At 53.0% G+C, this 23259-nt stretch carries 23 protein-coding genes, 2 tRNA genes and 4 rRNA genes; 11 read left to right on the top strand and 18 right to left on the bottom strand.

Features of this window, described 5'->3' with window-relative positions; translation table 11 throughout:
* The first annotated feature begins 89 nt into the window (after nucleotides 1–89).
* The 5 genes from ACWPW2_RS16755 (at nucleotide 90) to ACWPW2_RS16735 (ending at nucleotide 4945) form a co-directional block, all read left to right on the top strand.
* A complete protein-coding gene (locus ACWPW2_RS16755; RefSeq protein ID WP_023480815.1) occupies nucleotides 90–311 on the top strand; it encodes a lipoprotein in 222 nt (73 codons plus the stop codon).
* Between the two features lie 473 nt (nucleotides 312–784).
* The gene (locus ACWPW2_RS16750; RefSeq protein ID WP_454124264.1) at nucleotides 785–1810 is read left to right on the top strand and encodes an amino acid ABC transporter substrate-binding protein; all 1026 of its coding nucleotides are present in this window, start codon (nucleotides 785–787) and stop codon (nucleotides 1808–1810) included.
* 73 nt (nucleotides 1811–1883) lie between these two features.
* Nucleotides 1884–3065, top strand: coding sequence for an amino acid ABC transporter permease (locus tag ACWPW2_RS16745; protein WP_454124262.1), 1182 nt, complete (start codon nucleotides 1884–1886; stop codon nucleotides 3063–3065).
* Between the two features lie 66 nt (nucleotides 3066–3131).
* On the top strand, nucleotides 3132–4178 hold the full coding sequence (locus ACWPW2_RS16740; RefSeq protein ID WP_454125258.1) for an amino acid ABC transporter permease: 1047 nt from the start codon (nucleotides 3132–3134) through the stop codon (nucleotides 4176–4178).
* 8 nt (nucleotides 4179–4186) lie between these two features.
* A complete protein-coding gene (locus ACWPW2_RS16735; protein ID WP_054803019.1) occupies nucleotides 4187–4945 on the top strand; it encodes an amino acid ABC transporter ATP-binding protein in 759 nt (252 codons plus the stop codon).
* 118 nt (nucleotides 4946–5063) lie between these two features.
* On the opposite strand, the gene rrf (ACWPW2_RS16730) is transcribed toward ACWPW2_RS16735, so the two are convergent.
* The 6 genes from rrf (ACWPW2_RS16730) to ACWPW2_RS16705 all read right to left on the bottom strand — a co-directional run bounded on the left by rrf (ACWPW2_RS16730) (nucleotide 5064) and on the right by ACWPW2_RS16705 (nucleotide 10330).
* Nucleotides 5064–5179 (bottom strand): 5S ribosomal RNA (gene rrf / locus ACWPW2_RS16730).
* A gap of 41 nt (nucleotides 5180–5220) precedes the next feature.
* Nucleotides 5221–5296 (bottom strand) — tRNA-Thr (locus tag ACWPW2_RS16725).
* A gap of 14 nt (nucleotides 5297–5310) precedes the next feature.
* Nucleotides 5311–5426: ribosomal RNA gene (rrf, locus tag ACWPW2_RS16720) — 5S ribosomal RNA — on the bottom strand.
* 93 nt (nucleotides 5427–5519) lie between these two features.
* Nucleotides 5520–8426 (bottom strand): 23S ribosomal RNA (locus tag ACWPW2_RS16715).
* Between the two features lie 202 nt (nucleotides 8427–8628).
* Nucleotides 8629–8704: transfer RNA gene (locus ACWPW2_RS16710), tRNA-Glu, on the bottom strand.
* An 84-nt stretch (nucleotides 8705–8788) separates the two neighbouring features.
* Nucleotides 8789–10330, bottom strand: a 16S ribosomal RNA gene (locus tag ACWPW2_RS16705).
* The 16S, 23S and 5S rRNA genes sit together here with 2 tRNA genes alongside, the layout of an rRNA operon.
* Nucleotides 10331–10799: 469 nt before the next feature.
* Between ACWPW2_RS16705 and ACWPW2_RS16700 the strand changes: the two genes are divergently transcribed.
* The gene (locus tag ACWPW2_RS16700) at nucleotides 10800–11354 is read left to right on the top strand and encodes a gamma carbonic anhydrase family protein (RefSeq protein WP_200581497.1); all 555 of its coding nucleotides are present in this window, start codon (nucleotides 10800–10802) and stop codon (nucleotides 11352–11354) included.
* Here ACWPW2_RS16700 and ACWPW2_RS16695 read toward each other — a convergent pair.
* The 6 genes from ACWPW2_RS16695 to dprA are packed head-to-tail and all read right to left on the bottom strand — an operon-like array spanning nucleotide 11330 to nucleotide 15123.
* On the bottom strand, nucleotides 11330–11587 hold the full coding sequence (locus tag ACWPW2_RS16695; RefSeq protein WP_139967063.1) for a DUF1488 family protein: 258 nt from the start codon (nucleotides 11585–11587) through the stop codon (nucleotides 11330–11332). The genes ACWPW2_RS16700 and ACWPW2_RS16695 overlap by 25 nt on opposite strands.
* A complete protein-coding gene (aroE, locus tag ACWPW2_RS16690) occupies nucleotides 11584–12402 on the bottom strand; it encodes a shikimate dehydrogenase (protein WP_454124258.1) in 819 nt (272 codons plus the stop codon). Before aroE ends, ACWPW2_RS16695 begins: the two co-directional genes overlap by 4 nt.
* A 5-nt stretch (nucleotides 12403–12407) precedes the next feature.
* Nucleotides 12408–12980: an L-threonylcarbamoyladenylate synthase type 1 TsaC gene (tsaC, locus tag ACWPW2_RS16685; protein ID WP_454124256.1), complete on the bottom strand. Its 573-nt coding sequence runs from the start codon at nucleotides 12978–12980 to the stop codon at nucleotides 12408–12410.
* A 4-nt stretch (nucleotides 12981–12984) separates the two neighbouring features.
* Nucleotides 12985–13527 (bottom strand): DNA topoisomerase family protein, encoded by a 543-nt coding sequence (locus ACWPW2_RS16680; RefSeq protein ID WP_124967151.1) that lies wholly within the window; start codon nucleotides 13525–13527, stop codon nucleotides 12985–12987.
* A 26-nt stretch (nucleotides 13528–13553) separates the two neighbouring features.
* Entirely contained in the window at nucleotides 13554–14027 is a 474-nt protein-coding gene (smg, locus tag ACWPW2_RS16675; protein ID WP_023479416.1) for a DUF494 family protein Smg, read from the bottom strand.
* Nucleotides 13999–15123 carry a DNA-protecting protein DprA gene (gene dprA, locus ACWPW2_RS16670; RefSeq protein ID WP_454124253.1) on the bottom strand — a complete coding sequence of 375 codons (1125 nt, stop codon included), beginning with the start codon at nucleotides 15121–15123 and terminating at the stop codon, nucleotides 13999–14001. Before dprA ends, smg begins: the two co-directional genes overlap by 29 nt.
* A gap of 129 nt (nucleotides 15124–15252) precedes the next feature.
* On the opposite strand from dprA, the gene def reads away from it, so the two are divergent.
* The 5 genes from def (at nucleotide 15253) to mscL (ending at nucleotide 20024) form a co-directional block, all read left to right on the top strand.
* Entirely contained in the window at nucleotides 15253–15762 is a 510-nt protein-coding gene (def, locus tag ACWPW2_RS16665) for a peptide deformylase (RefSeq protein ID WP_454124251.1), read from the top strand.
* Nucleotides 15763–15783: 21 nt separating this feature from the next.
* The gene (fmt, locus tag ACWPW2_RS16660; RefSeq protein ID WP_279794949.1) at nucleotides 15784–16731 is read left to right on the top strand and encodes a methionyl-tRNA formyltransferase; all 948 of its coding nucleotides are present in this window, start codon (nucleotides 15784–15786) and stop codon (nucleotides 16729–16731) included.
* A gap of 47 nt (nucleotides 16732–16778) precedes the next feature.
* Nucleotides 16779–18068, top strand: coding sequence for a 16S rRNA (cytosine(967)-C(5))-methyltransferase RsmB (gene rsmB, locus ACWPW2_RS16655; RefSeq protein WP_454124248.1), 1290 nt, complete (start codon nucleotides 16779–16781; stop codon nucleotides 18066–18068).
* A gap of 22 nt (nucleotides 18069–18090) precedes the next feature.
* The gene (gene trkA / locus ACWPW2_RS16650) at nucleotides 18091–19467 is read left to right on the top strand and encodes a Trk system potassium transporter TrkA (RefSeq protein WP_023479428.1); all 1377 of its coding nucleotides are present in this window, start codon (nucleotides 18091–18093) and stop codon (nucleotides 19465–19467) included.
* Between the two features lie 143 nt (nucleotides 19468–19610).
* Entirely contained in the window at nucleotides 19611–20024 is a 414-nt protein-coding gene (gene mscL / locus ACWPW2_RS16645; protein ID WP_023479411.1) for a large-conductance mechanosensitive channel protein MscL, read from the top strand.
* Here mscL and ACWPW2_RS16640 read toward each other — a convergent pair.
* The 6 genes from ACWPW2_RS16640 to rpsD all read right to left on the bottom strand — a co-directional run bounded on the left by ACWPW2_RS16640 (nucleotide 19974) and on the right by rpsD (nucleotide 23257).
* Entirely contained in the window at nucleotides 19974–20228 is a 255-nt protein-coding gene (locus ACWPW2_RS16640; protein ID WP_454124246.1) for an alternative ribosome-rescue factor A, read from the bottom strand. The two genes, mscL and ACWPW2_RS16640, sit on opposite strands and share 51 nt — an antisense overlap.
* 58 nt (nucleotides 20229–20286) lie before the next feature.
* Nucleotides 20287–20718, bottom strand: a complete 432-nt coding sequence (gene zntR, locus ACWPW2_RS16635) for a Zn(2+)-responsive transcriptional regulator (RefSeq protein ID WP_054804495.1) — start codon at nucleotides 20716–20718, stop codon at nucleotides 20287–20289.
* Between the two features lie 2 nt (nucleotides 20719–20720).
* Entirely contained in the window at nucleotides 20721–21089 is a 369-nt protein-coding gene (locus ACWPW2_RS16630) for a DnaJ family domain-containing protein (protein ID WP_454124244.1), read from the bottom strand.
* Between the two features lie 105 nt (nucleotides 21090–21194).
* A complete protein-coding gene (rplQ, locus tag ACWPW2_RS16625; protein WP_023479432.1) occupies nucleotides 21195–21581 on the bottom strand; it encodes a 50S ribosomal protein L17 in 387 nt (128 codons plus the stop codon).
* A 40-nt stretch (nucleotides 21582–21621) separates the two neighbouring features.
* Entirely contained in the window at nucleotides 21622–22611 is a 990-nt protein-coding gene (locus ACWPW2_RS16620) for a DNA-directed RNA polymerase subunit alpha (protein WP_023479415.1), read from the bottom strand.
* 25 nt (nucleotides 22612–22636) lie between these two features.
* Nucleotides 22637–23257, bottom strand: coding sequence for a 30S ribosomal protein S4 (rpsD, locus tag ACWPW2_RS16615; protein ID WP_000135224.1), 621 nt, complete (start codon nucleotides 23255–23257; stop codon nucleotides 22637–22639).
* Between the last annotated feature and the right edge of the window lie 2 nt (nucleotides 23258–23259).

The raw sequence follows: 23259 nt of genomic DNA, 5'->3' as shown, positions 1-23259 counted from the left end.
TTTACTGAATGATAAAATCAAGCCATAGATACTGACCAGATATTGCGACTGTTGATATCAAGAGTCGCGGTTAAATAGAGGTAATTACAATGAAAAAAATGATCTCCGTCGCCCTGCTGGCAACCTTCCTCGCGGGCTGTGCACACGACTCACCTTGCGTACCGGTCTATGACGATCAGGGCCGCCTGGTGCATACCAACACCTGTGTGAAAGGCACCACGCAGGATAACTGGGAAACAGCAGGCGCTATCGCCGGCGGCGCGGCAGCCCTTGCCGGCTTAACGCTCGGTATTGTGGCCCTCACCAAATAGTTCTCTTAAGCGCGGTTTTCCGCGCTTTTGCTTTATAACGGTGCAGCAATTTTTTATTTCACCGCTTTTGCTATCGAAAACGTGCATCGGTTCCCGTTATAAGCATCACTTTTTTATATTTCATAATGCCATTCCGACGCTGTTGTTTGTCTTACGTGATTACATTCACAAATCAACCCCATCGTATTTAATGCTTATATTCACCTGCGAAACTTGTCTGGCAGAAATAGCGAATTAACGACGCTGTTTTGCTCCATTTTGTGGAGTGCGTTCTATTTTTGCACCAGCCCGGGGCATTGCTTCTCCACTTTCCTGTCTACACTCATCCTGAAACCTGTTTGATTCCTTAAATACCCTGCATAAACCAACCTGGCATCACCTTTGCTATATCCACTGCGGCCTTCGCCACAGACAGGTTCAGGCGTTACCCGGACGCCCCATATAACGATAATTTTCGCCACACAGGATGCATTATGAAAAAGATGATGATCGCCAGCCTGGCCGCTGCCGGCGTGCTGTTTGCTGTCGCCAGCCAGGCGCATGCAGGTACAACGCTTGATGCTGTCAAAAAGAAAGGGTTTGTTCAGTGCGGGATCAGTGATGGTCTGCCTGGTTTCTCTTATGCGGATGCAAACGGGAAATTCACCGGTATCGACGTGGATATCTGCCGTGGCGTTGCCGCCGCCCTTTTCGGCGATGACAGCAAAGTGAAATATACCCCGCTGACGGCGAAAGAGCGCTTTACGGCGCTGCAATCCGGCGAAGTGGATATGCTCTCGCGCAATACCACCTGGACCTCTTCGCGTGATGGCGGTATGGGGCTTTCGTTTACCGGCGTGACCTACTATGACGGCATCGGCTTCCTGACCCATAACAAAGCGGGCCTGAAGAGCGCTAAAGAGCTTGATGGCGCAACCGTTTGTATTCAGGCCGGGACTGATACCGAGCTGAACGTGGCGGATTACTTTAAATCCAACAAAATGAGCTACACCCCGGTGACCTTTGACCGCTCTGACGAGTCGGCGAAGGCGCTGGAATCCGGCCGCTGCGATACGCTGGCTTCCGATCAGTCTCAGCTCTATGCGCTGCGTATCAAGCTGAGCAACCCGGCAGAGTGGATCGTCTTGCCGGAAGTGATCTCTAAAGAGCCGCTCGGCCCGGTGGTACGCCGCGGTGACGATGACTGGTTCGCCATCGTGCGCTGGACGCTCTTCGCCATGCTGAATGCCGAAGAGATGGGCATTACCTCGAAGAACGTCGATGAGAAAGTGGCAAACCCTGCAACGCCAGATATGGCGCACCTGCTCGGGAAAGAGGGCGACTTCGGCAAAGATCTTAAACTCGATAACAAGTGGGCTTACAACATTATTAAGAAGGTTGGTAACTACTCCGAAGTCTTCGAACGTAACGTCGGTTCTGAAAGCTCGCTGAAAATCAAACGTGGCCAGAATAACCTCTGGAATAACGGCGGGATTCAGTACGCTCCACCGGTGCGTTAATCCGCTGCTGCCGTAACGGGCGTCACTCTGCGGTGACGCCCAGTCCAGAATTATGGTTACTGAGGTTTTCTCTATGCCCCATCGCCGCCCAACCGTGAAAGGCGCGCTCTCCCTTTCAAACCCTGCGGTTCGCGCCTGGCTGTTTCAAATCCTGGCGATTATCGTCGTGGTTGTTGTTGCCCTCTATCTGCTCCATAACGCGGTGACTAACCTCAACAACCGGGGTATTACCTCCGGCTTCGCCTTCCTCGACCGCGCGGCCGGTTTTGGCATTGTTCAGCATCTGATTGATTATGAACAGGGCGACACCTACGGACGAGTGTTCCTGGTCGGTTTACTGAATACGCTGCTGGTCTCGGCGCTCTGTATTGTCTTCGCTTCACTGCTGGGCTTTTTCCTTGGTCTTGCAAGGCTTTCTGAAAACTGGCTGCTGCGAAAGCTGTCGACGATCTATATCGAGACATTTCGCAATATTCCCCCGCTGTTGCAGATCTTCTTCTGGTATTTTGCGGTACTGCGCAACCTGCCCGGTCCGCGCCAGGCGGTAAATGCCATGGAGCTGGTCTTTCTCAGCAACCGTGGACTCTATATCCCCTCACCGCAAGTGGGCGAAGGGATGCTTGCCTTTATCGGCGCGCTGGTGCTGGCGGCGGCCATTACCGTTGGACTGTTTCGCTTTAATAAAGCGCACCAGATCAAGACCGGCCAGCTGCGGCGAACCTGGCCGACCGCGCTGGGGCTGATTATTGTGCTGCCGCTGATGGCGCATGCGCTGTTCGGTGCGGCGCTGCATTGGGAAGTGCCGCAGCTGCGCGGCTTTAACTTCCGCGGCGGCATGGTGCTGATCCCGGAGCTGGCGGCGCTGACTATCGCGCTTTCGGTTTATACCTCAGCCTTTATTGCTGAGATTATTCGCTCCGGCATCCAGTCGGTGCCGCACGGGCAGCAAGAGGCGGCGCGTTCCCTTGGCCTGCCTAATCCTGTCACGCTGCGGCAGGTGATTATTCCCCAGGCGCTGCGGGTGATCATTCCACCGCTGACCAGCCAGTATCTCAATATTGCGAAAAACTCATCGCTGGCGGCGGCGATCGGCTACCCCGATATGGTGTCGCTATTTGCCGGTACGGTGCTGAATCAGACCGGCCAGGCCATTGAAACCATCGCCATTACCATGTCGGTCTATCTGCTTATCAGCCTCTCCATTTCGCTGCTGATGAATATCTATAACCGCCGTATTGCCCTGATTGAGCGCTGAGGATCAATGATGACAAAAGCTATTGTGTCGCCCTCCACGCGCCCGCTGCCATCGGGAAATAACGGCATGCTGCTGTGGGTGCGTAAAAATCTCTTTTCAAGCTGGTCAAACTCCCTGCTGACGCTCTTTTGCCTGTGGATGATGTGGGAGCTTATCCCGCCGCTGCTGCAGTGGGCGCTGTTCCAGGCGAACTGGGTCGGCTCGACTCGCGCGGACTGCACCAAAGCGGGCGCCTGCTGGGTGTTTATCCATCAACGCTTCGGCCAGTTTATGTATGGGCTCTACCCACATGACCAGCGCTGGCGAATCAACCTGGCGCTGATTGTTGGCCTGCTCTCTATCGTACCAATGTTCTGGAAAGGGATGCCGCGACGCGGACGCTACATTGCCTGCTGGGCGGTGCTCTATCCGCTGGTTGTTTGGTGGCTGATGTTTGGCGGCTTTTTCGGGCTGGAGCGCGTTGAGACCCGCCAGTGGGGCGGCCTGACGCTGACGCTAATTATCGCCTCGGTCGGCATTGCCGGCGCTCTGCCGCTGGGGATTTTGCTGGCGCTGGGTCGACGCTCAACGATGCCGGTAGTGCGGATATTGTCGGTGATGTTTATTGAGTTCTGGCGCGGCGTACCGCTGATTACGGTGCTGTTTATGTCTTCAGTAATGCTGCCGCTGTTTATGTCTGAAGGCACCACCATCGATAAGCTGATCCGCGCGCTGGTTGGGGTGATCATGTTCCAGTCCGCCTATGTGGCAGAAGTGGTTCGCGGCGGTTTGCAGGCGCTACCGAAGGGGCAGTATGAAGCGGCCGAGTCGCTGGCGCTGGGCTACTGGAAGACGCAGGGGCTGGTGATCCTGCCGCAGGCGTTAAAGCTGGTGATCCCGGGCCTGGTGAACACCATTATTGCGCTGTTTAAAGATACCAGCCTTGTGATCATCATTGGCCTGTTTGATCTCTTTAGCAGCGTGCAGCAGGCGACGGTCGATCCCGACTGGCTTGGGATGTCGACGGAAGGGTATGTGTTTGCTGCGTTAGTCTATTGGGTTTTCTGTTTCAGCATGTCGCGCTATAGCCAGCATCTGGAGAAGCGCTTTAACACCGGGCGTACACCGCACTGAGGATGATGATGAGTAATACAACAATGCAATCTGGCGACGCGATGATCACGCTCGAAAATGTGAATAAGTGGTACGGGCAATTCCATGTTTTGAAAGATATTAATTTGCATGTGAAGCAGGGGGAAAGAATTGTACTTTGTGGCCCGTCAGGATCAGGAAAGTCGACCACCATTCGCTGTATCAACCACCTGGAAGAGCATCAGCAGGGGCGTATTGTGGTGGACGGTATTGAGCTGAATGAGGATATTCGCAATATCGAAAAAATCCGCCAGGAAGTGGGGATGGTTTTCCAGCACTTCAATCTTTTCCCCCATCTAACGGTTTTGCAAAACTGTACGCTGGCACCCATATGGGTGCGCAAGATGCCGAAGAAAGAGGCGGAAGCGCTGGCAATGCACTATCTGGAGCGGGTACGTATTGCCGAGCATGCGCATAAGTTCCCGGGGCAGATTTCGGGCGGGCAGCAGCAGCGCGTCGCGATTGCGCGCTCGCTCTGTATGAAGCCGAAAATTATGCTTTTCGATGAGCCCACCTCGGCGCTGGATCCGGAAATGGTGAAGGAAGTACTCGATACCATGATTGGGCTTGCGCAGTCGGGTATGACGATGCTGTGCGTGACCCATGAGATGGGTTTTGCCCGCACCGTCGCGGATCGGGTGATCTTTATGGATCGCGGTGAGATCGTAGAGCAGGCAGCGCCCGATGAGTTCTTTGCACAACCAAAATCAGAGCGTACGCGGGCATTTTTATCGCAGGTTATTCATTGATTGCCGCGTGTTTTCGGTTAAGGCTACCTAATGGGCGGCCTTTTTTATCGTCGGGTTTAGCTGGATCCAGAATGACAAAAGGCCCCGTCTTTCGACGAGGCCTTCTGCTTTATTTGATGCCTGGCAGTTCCCTACTCTCGCATGGGGAGACCCCACACTACCATCGGCGCTACGGCGTTTCACTTCTGAGTTCGGCATGGGGTCAGGTGGGACCACCGCGCTAGTGCCGCCAGGCAAATTCTTTTCTTATTGCCGAACTTTTAAACCGTTATAACTGGTGCTGATACCCAGAGTCGAACTGGGGACCTCACCCTTACCAAGGGTGCGCTCTACCAACTGAGCCATATCAGCACACTAAATTTGATGCCTGGCAGTTCCCTACTCTCGCATGGGGAGACCCCACACTACCATCGGCGCTACGGCGTTTCACTTCTGAGTTCGGCATGGGGTCAGGTGGGACCACCGCGCTAGTGCCGCCAGGCAAATTCTGTTGTCATGCCGCATGTCGCCGCACAACTAATCTGGTATCAGCTGAAAATCTGTCTCTCTTCCGCCAAAACATCTTCGGCGTTGTAAGGTTAAGCCTCACGGTTCATTAGTACCGGTTAGCTCAACGCATCGCTGCGCTTACACACCCGGCCTATCAACGTCGTCGTCTTCAACGTTCCTTCAGGAGACTTAAAGTCTCAGGGAGAACTCATCTCGGGGCAAGTTTCGTGCTTAGATGCTTTCAGCACTTATCTCTTCCGCATTTAGCTACCGGGCAGTGCCATTGGCATGACAACCCGAACACCAGTGATGCGTCCACTCCGGTCCTCTCGTACTAGGAGCAGCCCCCCTCAATTCTCCAGCGCCCACGGCAGATAGGGACCGAACTGTCTCACGACGTTCTAAACCCAGCTCGCGTACCACTTTAAATGGCGAACAGCCATACCCTTGGGACCTACTTCAGCCCCAGGATGTGATGAGCCGACATCGAGGTGCCAAACACCGCCGTCGATATGAACTCTTGGGCGGTATCAGCCTGTTATCCCCGGAGTACCTTTTATCCGTTGAGCGATGGCCCTTCCATTCAGAACCACCGGATCACTATGACCTGCTTTCGCACCTGCTCGCGCCGTCACGCTCGCAGTCAAGCCAGCTTATGCCATTGCACTAACCTCCTGATGTCCGACCAGGATTAGCTGACCTTCGTGCTCCTCCGTTACGCTTTAGGAGGAGACCGCCCCAGTCAAACTACCCACCAGACACTGTCCGCAACCCGGATCACGGGTCCACGTTAGAACATCAAACATTAAAGGGTGGTATTTCAAGGTTGGCTCCACGCAGACTGGCGTCCACGCTTCAAAGCCTCCCACCTATCCTACACATCAAGGCTCAATGTTCAGTGTCAAGCTATAGTAAAGGTTCACGGGGTCTTTCCGTCTTGCCGCGGGTACACTGCATCTTCACAGCGAGTTCAATTTCACTGAGTCTCGGGTGGAGACAGCCTGGCCATCATTACGCCATTCGTGCAGGTCGGAACTTACCCGACAAGGAATTTCGCTACCTTAGGACCGTTATAGTTACGGCCGCCGTTTACCGGGGCTTCGATCAAGAGCTTCACCTTGCGGTTGACCCCATCAATTAACCTTCCGGCACCGGGCAGGCGTCACACCGTATACGTCCACTTTCGTGTTTGCACAGTGCTGTGTTTTTAATAAACAGTTGCAGCCAGCTGGTATCTTCGACTGGTTTCAGCTCCGTGAGCAAGTCACTTCACCTACACACCAGCGTGCCTTCTCCCGAAGTTACGGCACCATTTTGCCTAGTTCCTTCACCCGAGTTCTCTCAAGCGCCTTGGTATTCTCTACCTGACCACCTGTGTCGGTTTGGGGTACGATTTCGTGTTACCTGATGCTTAGAGGCTTTTCCTGGAAGCAGGGCATTTGTCACTTCAGCACCGTAGTGCCTCGTCATCACGCCTCAGTGTTAAAGTGAACCGGATTTACCTGGAACACACACCTACACGCTTAAACCGGGACAACCGTCGCCCGGCCGACATAGCCTTCTCCGTCCCCCCTTCGCAGTAACACCAAGTACAGGAATATTAACCTGTTTCCCATCGACTACGCCTTTCGGCCTCGCCTTAGGGGTCGACTCACCCTGCCCCGATTAACGTTGGACAGGAACCCTTGGTCTTCCGGCGAGCGGGCTTTTCACCCGCTTTATCGTTACTTATGTCAGCATTCGCACTTCTGATACCTCCAGCATGCCTCACAGCACACCTTCGACGGCTTACAGAACGCTCCCCTACCCAACAACACATAGTGTCGCTGCCGCAGCTTCGGTGCATGGTTTAGCCCCGTTACATCTTCCGCGCAGGCCGACTCGACCAGTGAGCTATTACGCTTTCTTTAAATGATGGCTGCTTCTAAGCCAACATCCTGGCTGTCTGGGCCTTCCCACATCGTTTCCCACTTAACCATGACTTTGGGACCTTAGCTGGCGGTCTGGGTTGTTTCCCTCTTCACGACGGACGTTAGCACCCGCCGTGTGTCTCCCGTGATAACATTCTCCGGTATTCGTAGTTTGCATCGGGTTGGTAAGCCGGGATGGCCCCCTAGCCGAAACAGTGCTCTACCCCCGGAGATGAATTCACGAGGCGCTACCTAAATAGCTTTCGGGGAGAACCAGCTATCTCCCGGTTTGATTGGCCTTTCACCCCCAGCCACAGGTCATCCGCTAATTTTTCAACATTAGTCGGTTCGGTCCTCCAGTTAGTGTTACCCAACCTTCAACCTGCCCATGGCTAGATCACCGGGTTTCGGGTCTATACCCTGCAACTTAACGCCCAGTTAAGACTCGGTTTCCCTGCGGCTCCCCTATACGGTTAACCTTGCTACAGAATATAAGTCGCTGACCCATTATACAAAAGGTACGCAGTCACCCCATAAAAGAGGCTCCCACTGCTTGTACGTACACGGTTTCAGGTTCTGTTTCACTCCCCTCGCCGGGGTTCTTTTCGCCTTTCCCTCACGGTACTGGTTCACTATCGGTCAGTCAGGAGTATTTAGCCTTGGAGGATGGTCCCCCCATATTCAGACAGGATACCACGTGTCCCGCCCTACTCATCGAGCTCACAGCCAGAGTGCTTTTGTGTACGGGGCTGTCACCCTGTATCGCGCGACTTTCCAGACGCTTCCACTAACACTCAGGCTGATTCAGGCTCTGGGCTGTTCCCCGTTCGCTCGCCGCTACTGGGGGAATCTCGGTTGATTTCTTTTCCTCGGGGTACTTAGATGTTTCAGTTCCCCCGGTTCGCCTCACAGCACTATGTATTCATGCTGTGATAGTGCAACGGATTGCACTGGGTTTCCCCATTCGGACATCGCCGGCTGTAACGGTTCATATCACCTTACCGGCGCTTTTCGCAGATTAGCACGTCCTTCATCGCCTCTGACTGCCAGGGCATCCACCGTGTACGCTTAGTCGCTTAACCTCACAACCCGAAGATGTTTCGTAAAACACCCTCAGTTGCGAAAATTTGAGAGACTCACGGAACAATTCGCATTGTTCTGTGTTTCAATTTTCAGCTTGATCCAGATTTTTAAAGAGCAAATATCTCAGACATGACTCACTGTTCACACAGGAATCAGGTTTGAGATACATCGGCAGGTGACTTTCACTCACAAACCAGCAAGTGGCGTCCCCTAGGGGATTCGAACCCCTGTTACCGCCGTGAAAGGGCGGTGTCCTGGGCCTCTAGACGAAGGGGACACAAAGTCTCAATCGCAAGACGCCTTGCTATTTACTTTTCATCAGACAATCTGTGTGGACACTGCAGGGAAAGGTTCTTTAAGGTAAGGAGGTGATCCAACCGCAGGTTCCCCTACGGTTACCTTGTTACGACTTCACCCCAGTCATGAATCACAAAGTGGTAAGCGCCCTCCCGAAGGTTAAGCTACCTACTTCTTTTGCAACCCACTCCCATGGTGTGACGGGCGGTGTGTACAAGGCCCGGGAACGTATTCACCGTGACATTCTGATTCACGATTACTAGCGATTCCGACTTCATGGAGTCGAGTTGCAGACTCCAATCCGGACTACGACGCACTTTATGAGGTCCGCTAGCTCTCGCGAGATTGCTTCTCTTTGTATGCGCCATTGTAGCACGTGTGTAGCCCTGGTCGTAAGGGCCATGATGACTTGACGTCATCCCCACCTTCCTCCAGTTTATCACTGGCAGTCTCCTTTGAGTTCCCGGCCTAACCGCTGGCAACAAAGGATAAGGGTTGCGCTCGTTGCGGGACTTAACCCAACATTTCACAACACGAGCTGACGACAGCCATGCAGCACCTGTCTCACAGTTCCCGAAGGCACCAATCCATCTCTGGAAAGTTCTGTGGATGTCAAGACCAGGTAAGGTTCTTCGCGTTGCATCGAATTAAACCACATGCTCCACCGCTTGTGCGGGCCCCCGTCAATTCATTTGAGTTTTAACCTTGCGGCCGTACTCCCCAGGCGGTCGACTTAACGCGTTAGCTCCGGAAGCCACGCCTCAAGGGCACAACCTCCAAGTCGACATCGTTTACGGCGTGGACTACCAGGGTATCTAATCCTGTTTGCTCCCCACGCTTTCGCACCTGAGCGTCAGTCTTCGTCCAGGGGGCCGCCTTCGCCACCGGTATTCCTCCAGATCTCTACGCATTTCACCGCTACACCTGGAATTCTACCCCCCTCTACGAGACTCAAGCCTGCCAGTTTCGGATGCAGTTCCCAGGTTGAGCCCGGGGATTTCACATCCGACTTGACAGACCGCCTGCGTGCGCTTTACGCCCAGTAATTCCGATTAACGCTTGCACCCTCCGTATTACCGCGGCTGCTGGCACGGAGTTAGCCGGTGCTTCTTCTGCGGGTAACGTCAATCGACGCGGTTATTAACCGCATCGCCTTCCTCCCCGCTGAAAGTACTTTACAACCCGAAGGCCTTCTTCATACACGCGGCATGGCTGCATCAGGCTTGCGCCCATTGTGCAATATTCCCCACTGCTGCCTCCCGTAGGAGTCTGGACCGTGTCTCAGTTCCAGTGTGGCTGGTCATCCTCTCAGACCAGCTAGGGATCGTCGCCTAGGTGAGCCGTTACCCCACCTACTAGCTAATCCCATCTGGGCACATCTGATGGCAAGAGGCCCGAAGGTCCCCCTCTTTGGTCTTGCGACGTTATGCGGTATTAGCTACCGTTTCCAGTAGTTATCCCCCTCCATCAGGCAGTTTCCCAGACATTACTCACCCGTCCGCCACTCGTCAGCGAAGCAGCAAGCTGCTTCCTGTTACCGTTCGACTTGCATGTGTTAGGCCTGCCGCCAGCGTTCAATCTGAGCCATGATCAAACTCTTCAATTTAAAGTTTGATGCTCATCGAATTAAACCGTAATGAATTACGTGTTCACCCGTGAGACTTGGTATTCATTTAGTGTCCGAGGACATTAAGAATCCATGTCACCTGAGTGCCCACACAGATTGTCTGATAAATTGTTAAAGAGCAGTTGCGACGCGCTTCAGCGCTCTGTCGCGAGGTGGCGTATATTACGCTTTCCTCTTTCAGAGTCAACCCTGAATTTCAGGATTTTTTCTCTTCCGTTGAAGCGACTATCTGGTGAAGTGATTCACGTTGTCGTGTCAACGGAGGCGCATTATAGGGATCCCATTTTTTAGCACAAGTCTTTTTGCGATCTTTTTTTCCGACTGCTGTTTTTTCGCCCTTTTCGCTGAGATCTCATGCGATCTGCACAGTTTATGCACCATAAAACAGTTGCAGAAGGCGGATCCCGCGATCAAAGTGATAACTCTGGCCCGATTGAAGTGAGGTGTTATGTCTACTGTACTGCGTCCTTATAAGGATCTTTTCCCAACTATTGGTCAACGCGTCATGGTTGATCCCACCAGCGTCGTCGTTGGCGATGTAAGAATGGCAGAGGATGTCGGCATTTGGCCGCTGGTAGTGATTCGGGGTGACGTCAATTATGTAGAGATTGGCGCACGCACAAATATTCAGGACGGTAGCGTTCTGCACGTTACGCATAAGTCCTCCTACAACCCTGAAGGCAATCCACTGCTTATAGGAGAGGATGTCACGGTGGGCCATAAAGTAATGCTGCATGGCTGCACCATCGGTCATCGCGTGCTGGTCGGGATGGGATCAATTGTGCTGGATGGAGCCGTGATTGAAGATGAGGTTATGATTGGCGCAGGCAGCCTGGTACCACAGAATAAGCGCCTGGAGAGCGGCTACCTTTATCTGGGCAGCCCGGTAAAACAGATTCGCCCCCTGACGGAGGCCGAAATCGAAGGTTTGAAATACTCGGCCAATAACTATGTGAAATGGAAGGATGAGTATCTTACTCAGGAGAGCCAGATTACGCCCTGATCGTCCTCTTCCTGGCGGCGGATGCACTGCTCCGCCTCCTCTTCCAGATCCCAGCGATGCTGGCGAAAAAGCGAAAGGTAATCCTCTGGCGTATTGCCACCGAAACGCTGCGCCAGTACTGAGCTCTTTATTGCACACATCATCTGCATGCCGTTAACCAGCGCGGGAAAAACGATCGCCTGTGTGGAGTCATGCCACTCTTCGCGATCGGGAAACTGGATTGCCTGGTTCATTTCGCCAGCTCCTGTTTAAGCATTGCGATAACAGGTTCAACTTCTGGCAATACGCCATGCCACAAAAACAGAGCGTGCGCCGCTTGCCCCACCAGCATTCCGAGGCCGTCAGCGCGATTCACGGCGCCAAGCTTTTCGCACCAGGCCAGGAACGGTGTGCTGCCTTTCTGATAAAACATGTCGTAGCAGTAAGTCTGCGGGCGAATAATTGCTTGCGGTAGCGCCGGAATATCCCCCCCCATCCCGCTAGAAGTCGCATTGATGATGAGATCAAACTCCCGCTCTACAAGCGACTCCATCTCCGCCGCCTCTATGCTTCCGGTATGGGCAAAGAGCTCAGCTAACGTTTGTGCGCGAGACCAGGTGCGGTTGGTGATAGTTAAAGCACAATCGAGTGATAAGAGGGGCAAGATCACCCCACGCGCCGCACCACCCGCGCCCACCAGCAGAACGCGCGAACCGGGGCGGATAAATGCCAGCCGTTGCAGATCGCTTAAGAGCCCGATGCCATCTGTGTTATCACCGAGCAAGCGCCCGTCATCGAGTCGTTTAAGGGTGTTAACTGCCCCTGCCAGCGCAGCGCGTTCCGTCAGCTCATCCGCACGCGCAAAAGCCTCTTCTTTAAAAGGCACGGTGACATTTGCTCCCTTGCCTCCCTTATCAAAAAAAGCATTTAGCGTATTAACAAAATCATCAACAGGGGCGAGTGCTTTCCCATAGGGGTGATCGATTTGCATCTGGCTGGCGAATTGCTGATGTATAAGTGGCGACTTGCTATGCGCGACAGGATTTCCAAAAACGACATACGGTTCCATGCTATTTACCCCTGTCGGAAGAGTTCACCGGTGAGTGCATCACGGATTTCGGAGGGATTCTGCCGGCCGCCAGTCGGCACATCGACGACCGGGAAATCTGGTCCGAATTGAGCGACAACTTCCTGGGCTGTTCTGCACGGCGGCAGACCAGATAAGTTGGCACTCGTTGATACCAGAGGTTTGCCGTAAGCCTCGCACAACTCAACCACCAGCGGATGGTCGGTGACGCGCACAGCAAGAGAATCAAAACGTCCAGTTAGCCATCGCGGCGTGGTTGATTTTGCGGGAAACACAAATGTCACCGGACCTGGCCAGCAGGCAAAAATTGCCTGACGTTGGGTATCAGAAAGCATGCTGTCATCAATATAGGGTTTAAGTTGCGCAAAATTAGCGGCAATCAGTATCAACCCTTTTTCGACAGGCCTCTGCTTGAGTTTAAGCAGGCGATGCACGGCGATTTCACTGTCCGGATCGCAACCAACGCCGAAAACGGCTTCTGTGGGATAAGCGATGACTTCTTCTTTTTTCAGGATCGCCACCATTGTGGCGATGGGATCTTTTGGCAGGTTATTCTTCACGAGTTTATTCCGCTGGGAGCAGCTTTCCACATTGTTTATTGGCACAGAAACATTTAACGCCCTGCGCGGTTTTCTTCTCTGTCAGCAACGGGTAGTGACATTCCGGGCACTCACCCGCTACCGGTCTGGAATTGATGACGAACTGGCAATCAGGATAACGATCGCAGGAGTAGAAGGTTTTGCCGTAACGCGACCGCCGCTGAACAAGATGTCCGCTTTGGCATTGCGGGCAGCTAATAGCCGTTTCGTCAGGCTTATCGATCAGTTCGGTGTGTTCGCAGGCCGGATATTGACTGCATCCGATAAACATACCAAAGCGCCCTTGCCGTAGCACCAACTCGGCACCACAAAGCGGGCACAATTGACCATCCAGAACTTTAACGATATGGCCGTCTGCCTGACTTTTCAGGGGACGTACATAATCGCACTCCGGATAATGAGAGCATCCGAGAAACGGACCGTGTTTCCCGGAGCGAATGACAAGTTCAGCCCCGCATTGTGGGCAGGGCTCATTATTACGCACAGTAAATAGTGCTGATTTGGTCATAACAACTCTTGAAGCTGCAAAAACAGTTAATGCAGCATACCTTCATTCACTTCAAAGAGTAATTCTTCCATTTGCTGGTAGGCGTTTTCACACCCTGGAATATTAAAGAGCACCATCAGGATGACCCATTTAAGATCTTCCAGCTCGAACTCTGCGTTATCCAGCGCCAGCGCACGCTCAATCACCATTTCCCGTGTTTCGAGGTTTAGCACCTGAATCTGCTCCAGGAATAACAGGAATCCCCGGCAACTGGCATCCAGCCTTTCACTCTCTTCTGCGGTATAGATGCGTAAGGAGAGTGGATCAGAAGCAAGCTGCATCGGTTCGGCGAGGCCTTCCTGATAATCAGCCAGCTTTTCCAGCCACATAAGCGCGTTGTAGATATCCTCACGATCAAATCCGGCGTCGGTAAGATCCCGTTCCAGTTTGTCCTGATCCACACGCAATTCAGCTTCGTTATGGATGTAAGTCTCAAACAAGTACATTAGTACGTCGAACATGGCTTGCCCTCCTCAATCGGACATAGCCGCCGGGTACAGCTGCGATCCATCCTGCTAACTCCAGTTCAAGCAATTGAGCAACTGCCACTGGCACAGGTTGGCCGGCACGTTCAGCGACGACGTCAACAGGTGTTACCTCATCTCCTACGTTAGCCAGGAGCTCAGGAAATGGCAATGCCGCCTTTTCGCCTTCTGGAGGATAAATTGCATTTTCGTGCGTTTCCGCCACCCAATTTAGCCCATATTGCAAATGTTCGAGGATCTCTTCAGCCGATGTAACGGGCGTCGCGCCCTGCTTTAATAGCCAATGTGGCCCCTCGCTACCGGGGCTGCCAACGGCCCCCGGTAATGCAAAAACGTCTCTCCCTTGCTCAAGTGCGAGCCGTGCCGTCACCAATGAACCGCTGCGTAATGCGGCCTCGATCACAAAAACTGCCCGACTAAGACCGCTAATAATCCGGTTACGACGGGGAAAATGACCCGGTTTCGGGGTCGCCGATAGCGGAAACTCGGAGACCAGCGCCCCACCCTGCTCCAGCAACTGAGAAGCAAGGGCAGTGTGTCTGCGCGGATAAAGGCTAAAAAGCCCATTACCCAGCACACCAATGCTTTTCCCGCCAACGCTTATTGCGGCGCGATGGGCGACGCTATCAATTCCCAGCGCCATTCCGCTGGTAATGGTTAAGCCTGCACGCGCAAGCGATTCGCAAAAGAGACGCCCCCAACGTTCGCCATACCAGGAGTGCGCACGGCTACCCACGACGGCTAACTGCTGGGATTTCAATACCGCAATATCGCCTTTAACAAACAGCGCGCCCGGGTAATCAGCAATGGCGCGCAGCGGTTCGGGATAAGCCGCATCGCTGGCCACGATCATGTGATGTTGAGGGTCCGCCAGCCAGTTTAGACAGCGATCGAGTTCCCGTGCTGAAAGGGAAAAAAAGCGGCGCGTCTGCGCAACCGTCAAGCCTAAAACCTGCAGCTCCGCAGCCGTCACAGCACCGCTTATCTCCAGCTGCTGCGCGATGCTCAGCCACTTGTCGCCAGAGAGGTCGCCAACCTGTATCAGACGTAGCCAAATTTCCGTGGATGTCATTCCCTCTCCCCTGCCATAAGCCGTATCGGCAATCCTTGCGATCGGTCACTGATGCTGTCAATCGCCAGGGGATTTGTCTAGAATAGAGGGCATATTCTTTACAACTCCTGAACACAACTCTGGATATTTATGGCAGTTTTGCATGTGTTACATATTCCGGACGAGCGGCTTCGCAAAGTCGCCGATCCGGTAAAAGAAGTGAATGCGGATATTCAACGTATCGTTGATGATATGTTCGAAACGATGTACGCCGAAGAGGGCATTGGTCTCGCGGCGACGCAGGTTGATATTCATCAGCGAATTATCGTGATTGATGTGTCAGAAAATCGCGATGAGCAACTGGTGCTGATCAACCCGGAATTGCTGGAAAAGAGCGGCGAAACGGGTATTGAAGAGGGTTGCCTCTCTATTCCGGAACAACGCGCCCTTGTTCCGCGAGCGGAAAAAGTGAAAATCCGCGCGCTGGATCGTAATGGCAATTCGTTTGAACTCGAAGCTGATGGTCTGCTGGCCATTTGTATTCAGCATGAAATGGATCATCTGATCGGTAAACTGTTTATCGATTATCTGTCTCCGCTGAAACGCCAGCGTATTCGCCAGAAAGTCGAAAAACTGGATCGTATGAACGGCCGCGCTTAAGGCGGGCAGAAAAGGATAAACGTGTCAGATTCTCTACGTATTATTTTTGCCGGCACTCCTGATTTTGCAGCGCGTCATCTTGACGCGCTGCTCTCTTCCGAACACGAGATCGTAGGGGTCTTTACCCAACCCGATCGCCCTGCTGGCCGGGGTAAAAAACTGATGCCCAGCCCGGTGAAAGTGCTGGCGGAAGAGAAAGGCTTGCCCGTGTTTCAACCGGCCTCCTTACGTCAGCAGGAAAACCAACAGCTGGTCGCCGACTTGAATGCTGATGTGATGGTCGTCGTCGCCTATGGGCTGATTTTGCCTAAAGCCGTGCTCGATATGCCGCGTCTTGGCTGCATCAATGTGCATGGTTCCTTGCTACCGCGCTGGCGCGGTGCGGCGCCGATTCAGCGTGCATTATGGGCCGGCGACACACAAACGGGCGTCACCATCATGCAGATGGATGTGGGTCTAGATACGGGCGACATGCTTTATAAACTGGCCTGCCCGATAACATCTGAAGATACCAGCGCCACGCTCTACGATAAGCTGGCGGCGCTGGGTCCGCAGGGTCTTATTGAGACGCTGCAGCAGCTGGCGCAAGGCACAGCCCAGCCGCAAGTCCAGGATGAAGAGCTGGTCACCTATGCAGAGAAGCTCAGCAAAGACGAGGCGCGTATGGACTGGTCGTTGAGCGCAGAGCAACTTGAGCGCTGCATTCGCGCATTCAATCCGTGGCCGATGAGCTGGTTTGTGATTGATGAGCAGCCGATCAAAGTATGGAAGGCCTCTGTGCTTCCCTCTTCTACACAGGCTGAGCCCGGCACGATTGTTGAAGCATCGAAATCCGGGATTCAGGTCGCAACCGCAGAAGGCATACTTAATCTTGAATCGCTGCAGCCCGCAGGTAAAAAAGCGATGAGCGCGCAGGATCTGCTGAATTCGCGGCGGGAATGGTTTGTGCCAGGCAACCGTCTGGCCTGATCTCATATTTAAGCCCGGTTCTGCCGGGCATTTTTATTTTTGTGGTTATGAAAAAACAGATGAATTTACGCAGCATGGCTGCGCAGGCAGTTGAACAGGTTATTGAACAAGGGCAATCGCTCAGCAATATCCTGCCGCCGTTACAACAGAAAGTGACCGATAAAGATAAGGCGCTGCTGCAGGAGCTCTGCTTCGGCGTGCTGCGCGTCATGCCGCAGCTTGACTGGCTTATTAATAAGCTGATGTCACGGCCAATGACAGGTAAGCAGCGGACGGTGCACTATCTCATTATGGTTGGGTTATACCAGCTGTTGCATACGCGCATTCCGGCCCACGCGGCGCTGGCAGAAACCGTTGAAGGCGCGGTGGTCATTAAACGCCCGCAGTTGAAAGGGTTGATTAACGGCGTGCTGCGTCAGTTTCAGCGCCAGCAGGAAGAGCTACTGGCGGAGTTCGCCAACAGCGAAAATCGTTACCTTTTCCCGGCATGGCTGTTAAAGCGTGTGCAACAAGCCTATCCGCAGCAGTGGTCAGAGATTATTGAAGCCAGTAATCAGCGCCCTCCGATGTGGCTACGCGTCAATCGCCAGCACCATACGCGTGATGGCTGGCTGGCACTGCTTGAAGAGAGCGGGCAGCAGGGTTTCACTCACACCGATTACCCGGACGCAGTGCGCCTGGCAAATGCAGCGCCGGTAATGTCTCTGCCGGGGTTCAGCGAAGGCTGGGTAACGGTTCAGGACGCAGCGGCACAGGGGTGCATTACCTTCCTTGCACCGCAGAATGGCGAGCGTATTCTCGATCTGTGCGCCGCGCCGGGCGGTAAAACCACCCACATCCTTGAGGCGGCACCACAGGCTAGCGTGTTAGCAGTTGATGTCGACGAACAACGTTTGTCACGGATCTATGACAACCTGAAACGTCTCGGCATGAAAGCCGAGGTGAAACAGGGTGATGGGCGCTTCCCTGCGCAGTGGTGCGGCGATGAACAGTTTGATCGTATTTTGCTTGATGCGCCCTGTTCAGCCACGGGCGTTATTCGCCGCCATCCTGATATTAAATGGCTGCGTCGCGATCGTGATATCTCCGAGCTGGCACAGCTACAAGCAGAAATCCTTGATGCTATCTGGCCTCATTTGAAAAGTGGCGGTACGTTGGTTTACGCAACCTGCTCGATTTTACCGCAAGAGAATAGTTATCAGGTCGCAGCGTTCCTGAAGCGAACCCCGGATGCGCAGCTGAGCGAAACCGGAACACCGGAGGAGCCAGGCCTGCAGAAGCTGCCAGGTGCCGAAGAGGGCGACGGCTTCTTTTACGCTAAGCTAATCAAACAGTGAGAGAGACAACGGGTCACAGCAGATGAAGATAATTATTCTGGGTGCGGGACAGGTCGGCGGTACGCTGGCTGAAAACCTGGTCGGTGAAAATAACGACATCACCGTTGTCGATACCAATGGCGATCGCCTGCATAGCCTGCAGGACAAATTCGATCTACGCGTTGTGCAGGGCCACGGTTCGCACCCGCGCGTGCTGCGCGAAGCGGGCGCCGATGATGCAGATATGCTGGTCGCAGTCACAAGCTCTGATGAGACCAATATGGTTGCCTGCCAAGTGGCGTTTTCACTGTTTAACACGCCAAACCGCATCGCGCGCATCCGCTCCCCCGATTATGTTCGGGATGCGGATAAGTTATTTCATTCCGAAGCCGTGCCTATCGATCATCTGATTGCGCCAGAACAGCTGGTTATCGACAGCATCTATCGCTTGATTGAATATCCGGGCGCGCTGCAGGTGGTCAATTTTGCTGAAGGCAAAGTAAGCCTCGCGGTCGTAAAAGCCTATTACGGTGGGCCGCTGGTTGGGAATGCGCTCTCCACGATGCGCGAGCATATGCCGCACATTGATACGCGAGTGGCGGCGATTTTCCGTCATGACCGGCCAATTCGCCCGCAGGGCTCGACCATCGTTGAGGCTGGTGACGAAGTCTTCTTCATTGCCGCATCACAGCATATTCGCGCGGTAATGAGCGAGCTGCAAAGGTTGGAGAAACCCTATAAACGGATCATGCTGGTCGGTGGCGGGAATATCGGTGCCGGACTGGCGCATCAGCTTGAAAAGGATTACAGCGTCAAACTGATCGAGCGCGATCAGCAGCGGGCTGCGGAACTTGCCGAGAAACTGCAAAATACGATCGTTTTTTACGGAGATGCATCGGATCAAGAACTGCTTGCTGAAGAGCACATTGATCAAGTGGATCTCTTTATCGCCGTCACGAACGATGATGAAGCCAACATTATGTCAGCGATGCTGGCCAAACGGATGGGCGCAAAAAAGGTGATGGTGCTGATCCAGCGTCGCGCCTATGTTGACCTGGTCCAGGGCAGCGTTATCGATATCGCCATCTCTCCTCAGCAGGCGACTATTTCTGCGCTGCTGAGCCATGTGCGAAAAGCGGATATCGTCGGCGTTTCTTCTCTGCGTCGCGGCGTCGCCGAAGCGATCGAAGCGGTGGCTCACGGCGATGAAACGACATCTCGGGTGGTGGGTCGTGTGATCGACGAGATCAAATTGCCGCCGGGTACGATCATCGGCGCGGTAGTTCGTGGAGATGATGTCATGATCGCTAATGATAACTTGCGCATTGAGCAAGGCGACCACGTGATTATGTTTTTGACCGACAAAAAATACATCACTGATGTCGAGCGTCTCTTCCAGCCCAGCCCCTTCTTCCTTTAATCCTTCAGGGCGCTTATTTAAGCGCCCTTCTTATTTCCACTTTATTGTAAGGGTCTAACAAGACACGTTATTTTATTTACCCAAATGGAAATTGTTAGGTATGTTGTTAGACTTAGTGTGACGCAAAGCACATGGAGAAGATTATGAGTATGTTAAAAGAGTTTCGCGAATTCGCGATGCGTGGGAATGTTGTCGATTTGGCAGTCGGTGTAATTATCGGTGCGGCTTTCGGCAAAATCGTCTCTTCACTGGTGGCCGATATCATTATGCCACCGCTGGGATTATTGATTGGCGGCATCGACTTTAAACAGTTTGCGCTGACACTACGTGAAGCACAGGGCGACGTGCCTGCTGTTGTGATGCATTACGGCGTATTCATTCAGAACGTGTTTGATTTCATTATCGTCGCTTTTGCGATCTTCCTGGCAATCAAAGTGATTAATAAGCTGAAACGCAAACAGGCTGAAGAGCCGAAAGCGCCACCGGCTCCGAGCAAAGAAGAAGTATTACTCAGTGAAATTCGCGACCTGCTGAAAGAACAAAACAGCCGCGTTTAAAGTAAGAAGGCCAGTGGTAAATAAGCGATTCGCTTGCTTGCCACTGGCCTCCTGAAAGCCCTTTTTTGCATGTTTGTTTTTCCGCAGATAACTTCCTTTCCCTTTCTTATTCTTTTCAACTCGCTGACGAAAAAGCGGGTCATGCAGAAGTGCCTCAATGGCGTTATCGTTTATCTGCCCTTTTGTATGTTGGTAGCGACTCATGTATTTCTCCAGGTTGTGTAGTAAAACGGCCGAAGTGTAGACCTCGCAATGAAGAAGATCAACTCCGGGAGTTGGTCGTATTGTTAGCTGGCCCCTGCTCAAGCGCCTCAAGAATAGAACAATAGACACTACTGTGGGCAGTGCCGCAACAAGCGTCGTTTAATTTCTGCAGTGAACGCCGCATGGCCTGCATCTCTTCGATGCGCGCTTCAACTTCGCTCAGCCGCGCCTGGACGATGCTCTTCGATTCCTGACAGGTATGATGCTCAGGATCGACACGGATCGACAGCAGTTCGCGGATCGACTCAAGCGTGAAACCAAGCTGGCGGGCATGGCGGATGAACTTAAGGCGTTTGAGATCGTGATCGGTATAGAGGCGAAACCCACCTTCGGTACGCCCTCCATGATCCATCATCTGCTGCTTTTCGTAATAACGAATGGTGTCCGGCGTAACGTCGGCCAACTTTGCAATTTCACCAATACGATACATGATCACTCCGGGTTAACTTTATGCTGTAGTTTGGCCGCGTACTCACCGCGAAGAAAATCAGTACTCACGCCAGCCTGGCGCAGCTTGAGCTCCAGTAAGGCGAGACGACGGTTAAGTTCATGGCGCTGATGGGGATCGTTTTCAACACTGCTAAGCAGATCGACAAGTTCGACCGCCTCTTTACGCATTTCGAGTTCAGGCGGAAGATAACCGGCATTCTTTAATAATCGATAGCCCGCACGTAGATCCTGAGGAACATGGGAATCGTCATCCAGAGTAATCGGCTCACCGCTACCCACAAGATTATCGAATTCACCTTTTTGCTGGGCATCAATGATATGCCGTTCTGCCCATTGATCAAGTAACCACATGATGGCCTCCGGGGTTGAACTCAAGAACAGGCTTAGTTTAGAAGGGTGAGGATAGAGTAGAAATAAAAAAACCCGCCGAGGCGGGTTTTTTTACGTTACTACAGATTACTCTGCAGCAGCTTCTGCTTTCGATTCAGCGCGATCAACCAGCTCGATGTAAGCCATCGGAGCGTTGTCACCTGCACGGAAGCCACACTTAAGAATACGAGTGTAACCACCAGCACGGCTCGCGAAACGCGGGCCCAGTTCGTTAAACAGTTTTGCCACGATCTCGTTATCACGAGTGCGGGCGAATGCCAGACGACGATTAGCAACGCTGTCAGTCTTAGCAAGTGTAATCAGCGGCTCAACTACGCGACGCAGCTCTTTCGCTTTCGGCAGGGTCGTCTTGATGATCTCATGACGAACCAGAGAGCCTGCCATGTTACGGAACATGGCCTGGCGATGGCTGCTGTTGCGGTTCAGTTGACGACCACTCTTACGATGGCGCATGACCTTATCCTTCTCAGTAAAACCTTAACCTGTGATCCGGTTACTCGTCAGCAATGCTTGCCGGCGGCCAGTTTTCGAGGCGCATGCCCAGAGACAGACCACGTGAAGCCAGCACGTCTTTAATCTCGGTAAGAGATTTTTTACCCAGGTTCGGCGTTTTCAGCAACTCAACCTCGGTACGCTGTACCAGATCACCGATATAGTGGATAGCTTCTGCCTTAAGGCAGTTAGCAGAGCGGACAGTCAATTCCAGATCGTCAACAGGGCGCAGCAGAATCGGATCGAACTCTGGTTTCTCTTCTTTAACTTCCGGCTGACGTACATCACGTAAGTCAACGAAAGCTTCAAGTTGTTCTGCCAGAATGGTTGCCGCACGACGAATCGCCTCTTCAGGATCGATTGTGCCGTTGGTTTCCATCTCGATGACCAGCTTGTCCAGGTCGGTACGCTGTTCAACACGTGCTGCTTCAACATTGTAGGCAATTCGCTCTACAGGGCTGTAGCACGCATCAACCAGCAGACGGCCGATCGGGCGCTCATCTTCTTCCGAATGAATTCGGGCAGACGCCGGCACGTAACCACGACCGCGCTGAACTTTGATACGCATATTGATAGATGCGTTTTCATCGGTCAGGTGGCAGATCACATGCTGCGGCTTGACGATTTCGACATCACCGTCGTGGGTAATGTCGGCTGCGGTCACAGGGCCAATGCCAGATTTACTCAGAGTAAGAATAACTTCATCTTTACCCTGAACTCTCACCGCCAGCCCTTTCAGGTTGAGCAGGATTTCAAGGATATCTTCCTGAACGCCTTCTTTGGTGCTGTACTCATGAAGTACACCATCAATCTCAACCTCAGTCACCGCGCAACCCGGCATCGATGAGAGCAGAATACGGCGCAGTGCGTTACCCAGAGTATGGCCAAAGCCACGCTCTAAAGGCTCAAGGGTCACCTTGGCGTGCGTCGAACTCACTTGCTCGATATCTACCAGGCGCGGTTTTAGAAACTCTGTCACAGAACCCTGCATTGTGTCCTCTCTTTGGTACTAAGCTTTACTTGGAGTAAAGCTCGACGATCAGGTGTTCGTTAATGTCCGCAGACAGATCAGAACGCTCCGGCTTACGCTTGAACGTGCCTTCCATCTTGCCAGCATCAACTTCCAGCCAGGTTGGCTTTTCACGCTGCTCAGCCAGCTCCAGAGCGGCTTTCACGCGAGACTGCTTTTTCGCTTTCTCACGAATGCTAACAACGTCATTCGGACTAACCTGATAAGAAGCGATGTTAACAACACGACCGTTTACCATGATTGCTTTATGGCTAACCAGCTGACGTGCTTCTGCACGAGTGGCGCCGAAGCCCATACGGTATACAACGTTGTCCAGACGACCTTCCAGCAGAGCCAACAGGTTTTCACCGGTGTTGCCTTTCAGACGTGCTGCTTCTTTGTAATAGTTACGGAACTGACGCTCCAGCACACCGTAGATACGGCGAACTTTTTGCTTTTCACGCAACTGCACACCATAGTCAGACAGACGCGGTTTACGCGCACCGTGCTGGCCAGGAGCTTGTTCAATTTTACACTTGGTATCGATCGCGCGAACGCCAGACTTAAGGAACAGGTCTGTGCCCTCACGACGGCTCAGCTTGAGCTTAGGACCCAAATATCTTGCCATTT

The organism is Kosakonia sp. Marseille-Q7440, from assembly GCF_965119485.1.
The sequence above is the reverse complement of the archived record's forward strand: the minus strand, read 5'-3'. Positions and strand labels throughout refer to the sequence as shown.

Coding starts and splice junctions, on each gene's coding strand:
- ACWPW2_RS16755 (WP_023480815.1), top strand. CDS start 90: ATGAAAAAAATGATCTCCGTCGCCCTGCTGGCAACCTTCCTCGCGGGC.
- ACWPW2_RS16750 (WP_454124264.1), top strand. CDS start 785: ATGAAAAAGATGATGATCGCCAGCCTGGCCGCTGCCGGCGTGCTGTTT.
- ACWPW2_RS16745 (WP_454124262.1), top strand. CDS start 1,884: ATGCCCCATCGCCGCCCAACCGTGAAAGGCGCGCTCTCCCTTTCAAAC.
- ACWPW2_RS16740 (WP_454125258.1), top strand. CDS start 3,132: ATGCTGCTGTGGGTGCGTAAAAATCTCTTTTCAAGCTGGTCAAACTCC.
- ACWPW2_RS16735 (WP_054803019.1), top strand. CDS start 4,187: ATGAGTAATACAACAATGCAATCTGGCGACGCGATGATCACGCTCGAA.
- ACWPW2_RS16700 (WP_200581497.1), top strand. CDS start 10,800: ATGTCTACTGTACTGCGTCCTTATAAGGATCTTTTCCCAACTATTGGT.
- ACWPW2_RS16695 (WP_139967063.1), bottom strand. CDS start 11,587: ATGAACCAGGCAATCCAGTTTCCCGATCGCGAAGAGTGGCATGACTCC.
- aroE (WP_454124258.1), bottom strand. CDS start 12,402: ATGGAACCGTATGTCGTTTTTGGAAATCCTGTCGCGCATAGCAAGTCG.
- ACWPW2_RS16680 (WP_124967151.1), bottom strand. CDS start 13,527: ATGACCAAATCAGCACTATTTACTGTGCGTAATAATGAGCCCTGCCCA.
- smg (WP_023479416.1), bottom strand. CDS start 14,027: ATGTTCGACGTACTAATGTACTTGTTTGAGACTTACATCCATAACGAA.
- dprA (WP_454124253.1), bottom strand. CDS start 15,123: ATGACATCCACGGAAATTTGGCTACGTCTGATACAGGTTGGCGACCTC.
- def (WP_454124251.1), top strand. CDS start 15,253: ATGGCAGTTTTGCATGTGTTACATATTCCGGACGAGCGGCTTCGCAAA.
- rsmB (WP_454124248.1), top strand. CDS start 16,779: ATGAAAAAACAGATGAATTTACGCAGCATGGCTGCGCAGGCAGTTGAA.
- trkA (WP_023479428.1), top strand. CDS start 18,091: ATGAAGATAATTATTCTGGGTGCGGGACAGGTCGGCGGTACGCTGGCT.
- mscL (WP_023479411.1), top strand. CDS start 19,611: ATGAGTATGTTAAAAGAGTTTCGCGAATTCGCGATGCGTGGGAATGTT.
- ACWPW2_RS16640 (WP_454124246.1), bottom strand. CDS start 20,228: ATGAGTCGCTACCAACATACAAAAGGGCAGATAAACGATAACGCCATT.
- zntR (WP_054804495.1), bottom strand. CDS start 20,718: ATGTATCGTATTGGTGAAATTGCAAAGTTGGCCGACGTTACGCCGGAC.
- ACWPW2_RS16630 (WP_454124244.1), bottom strand. CDS start 21,089: ATGTGGTTACTTGATCAATGGGCAGAACGGCATATCATTGATGCCCAG.
- rplQ (WP_023479432.1), bottom strand. CDS start 21,581: ATGCGCCATCGTAAGAGTGGTCGTCAACTGAACCGCAACAGCAGCCAT.
- ACWPW2_RS16620 (WP_023479415.1), bottom strand. CDS start 22,611: ATGCAGGGTTCTGTGACAGAGTTTCTAAAACCGCGCCTGGTAGATATC.
- rpsD (WP_000135224.1), bottom strand. CDS start 23,257: ATGGCAAGATATTTGGGTCCTAAGCTCAAGCTGAGCCGTCGTGAGGGC.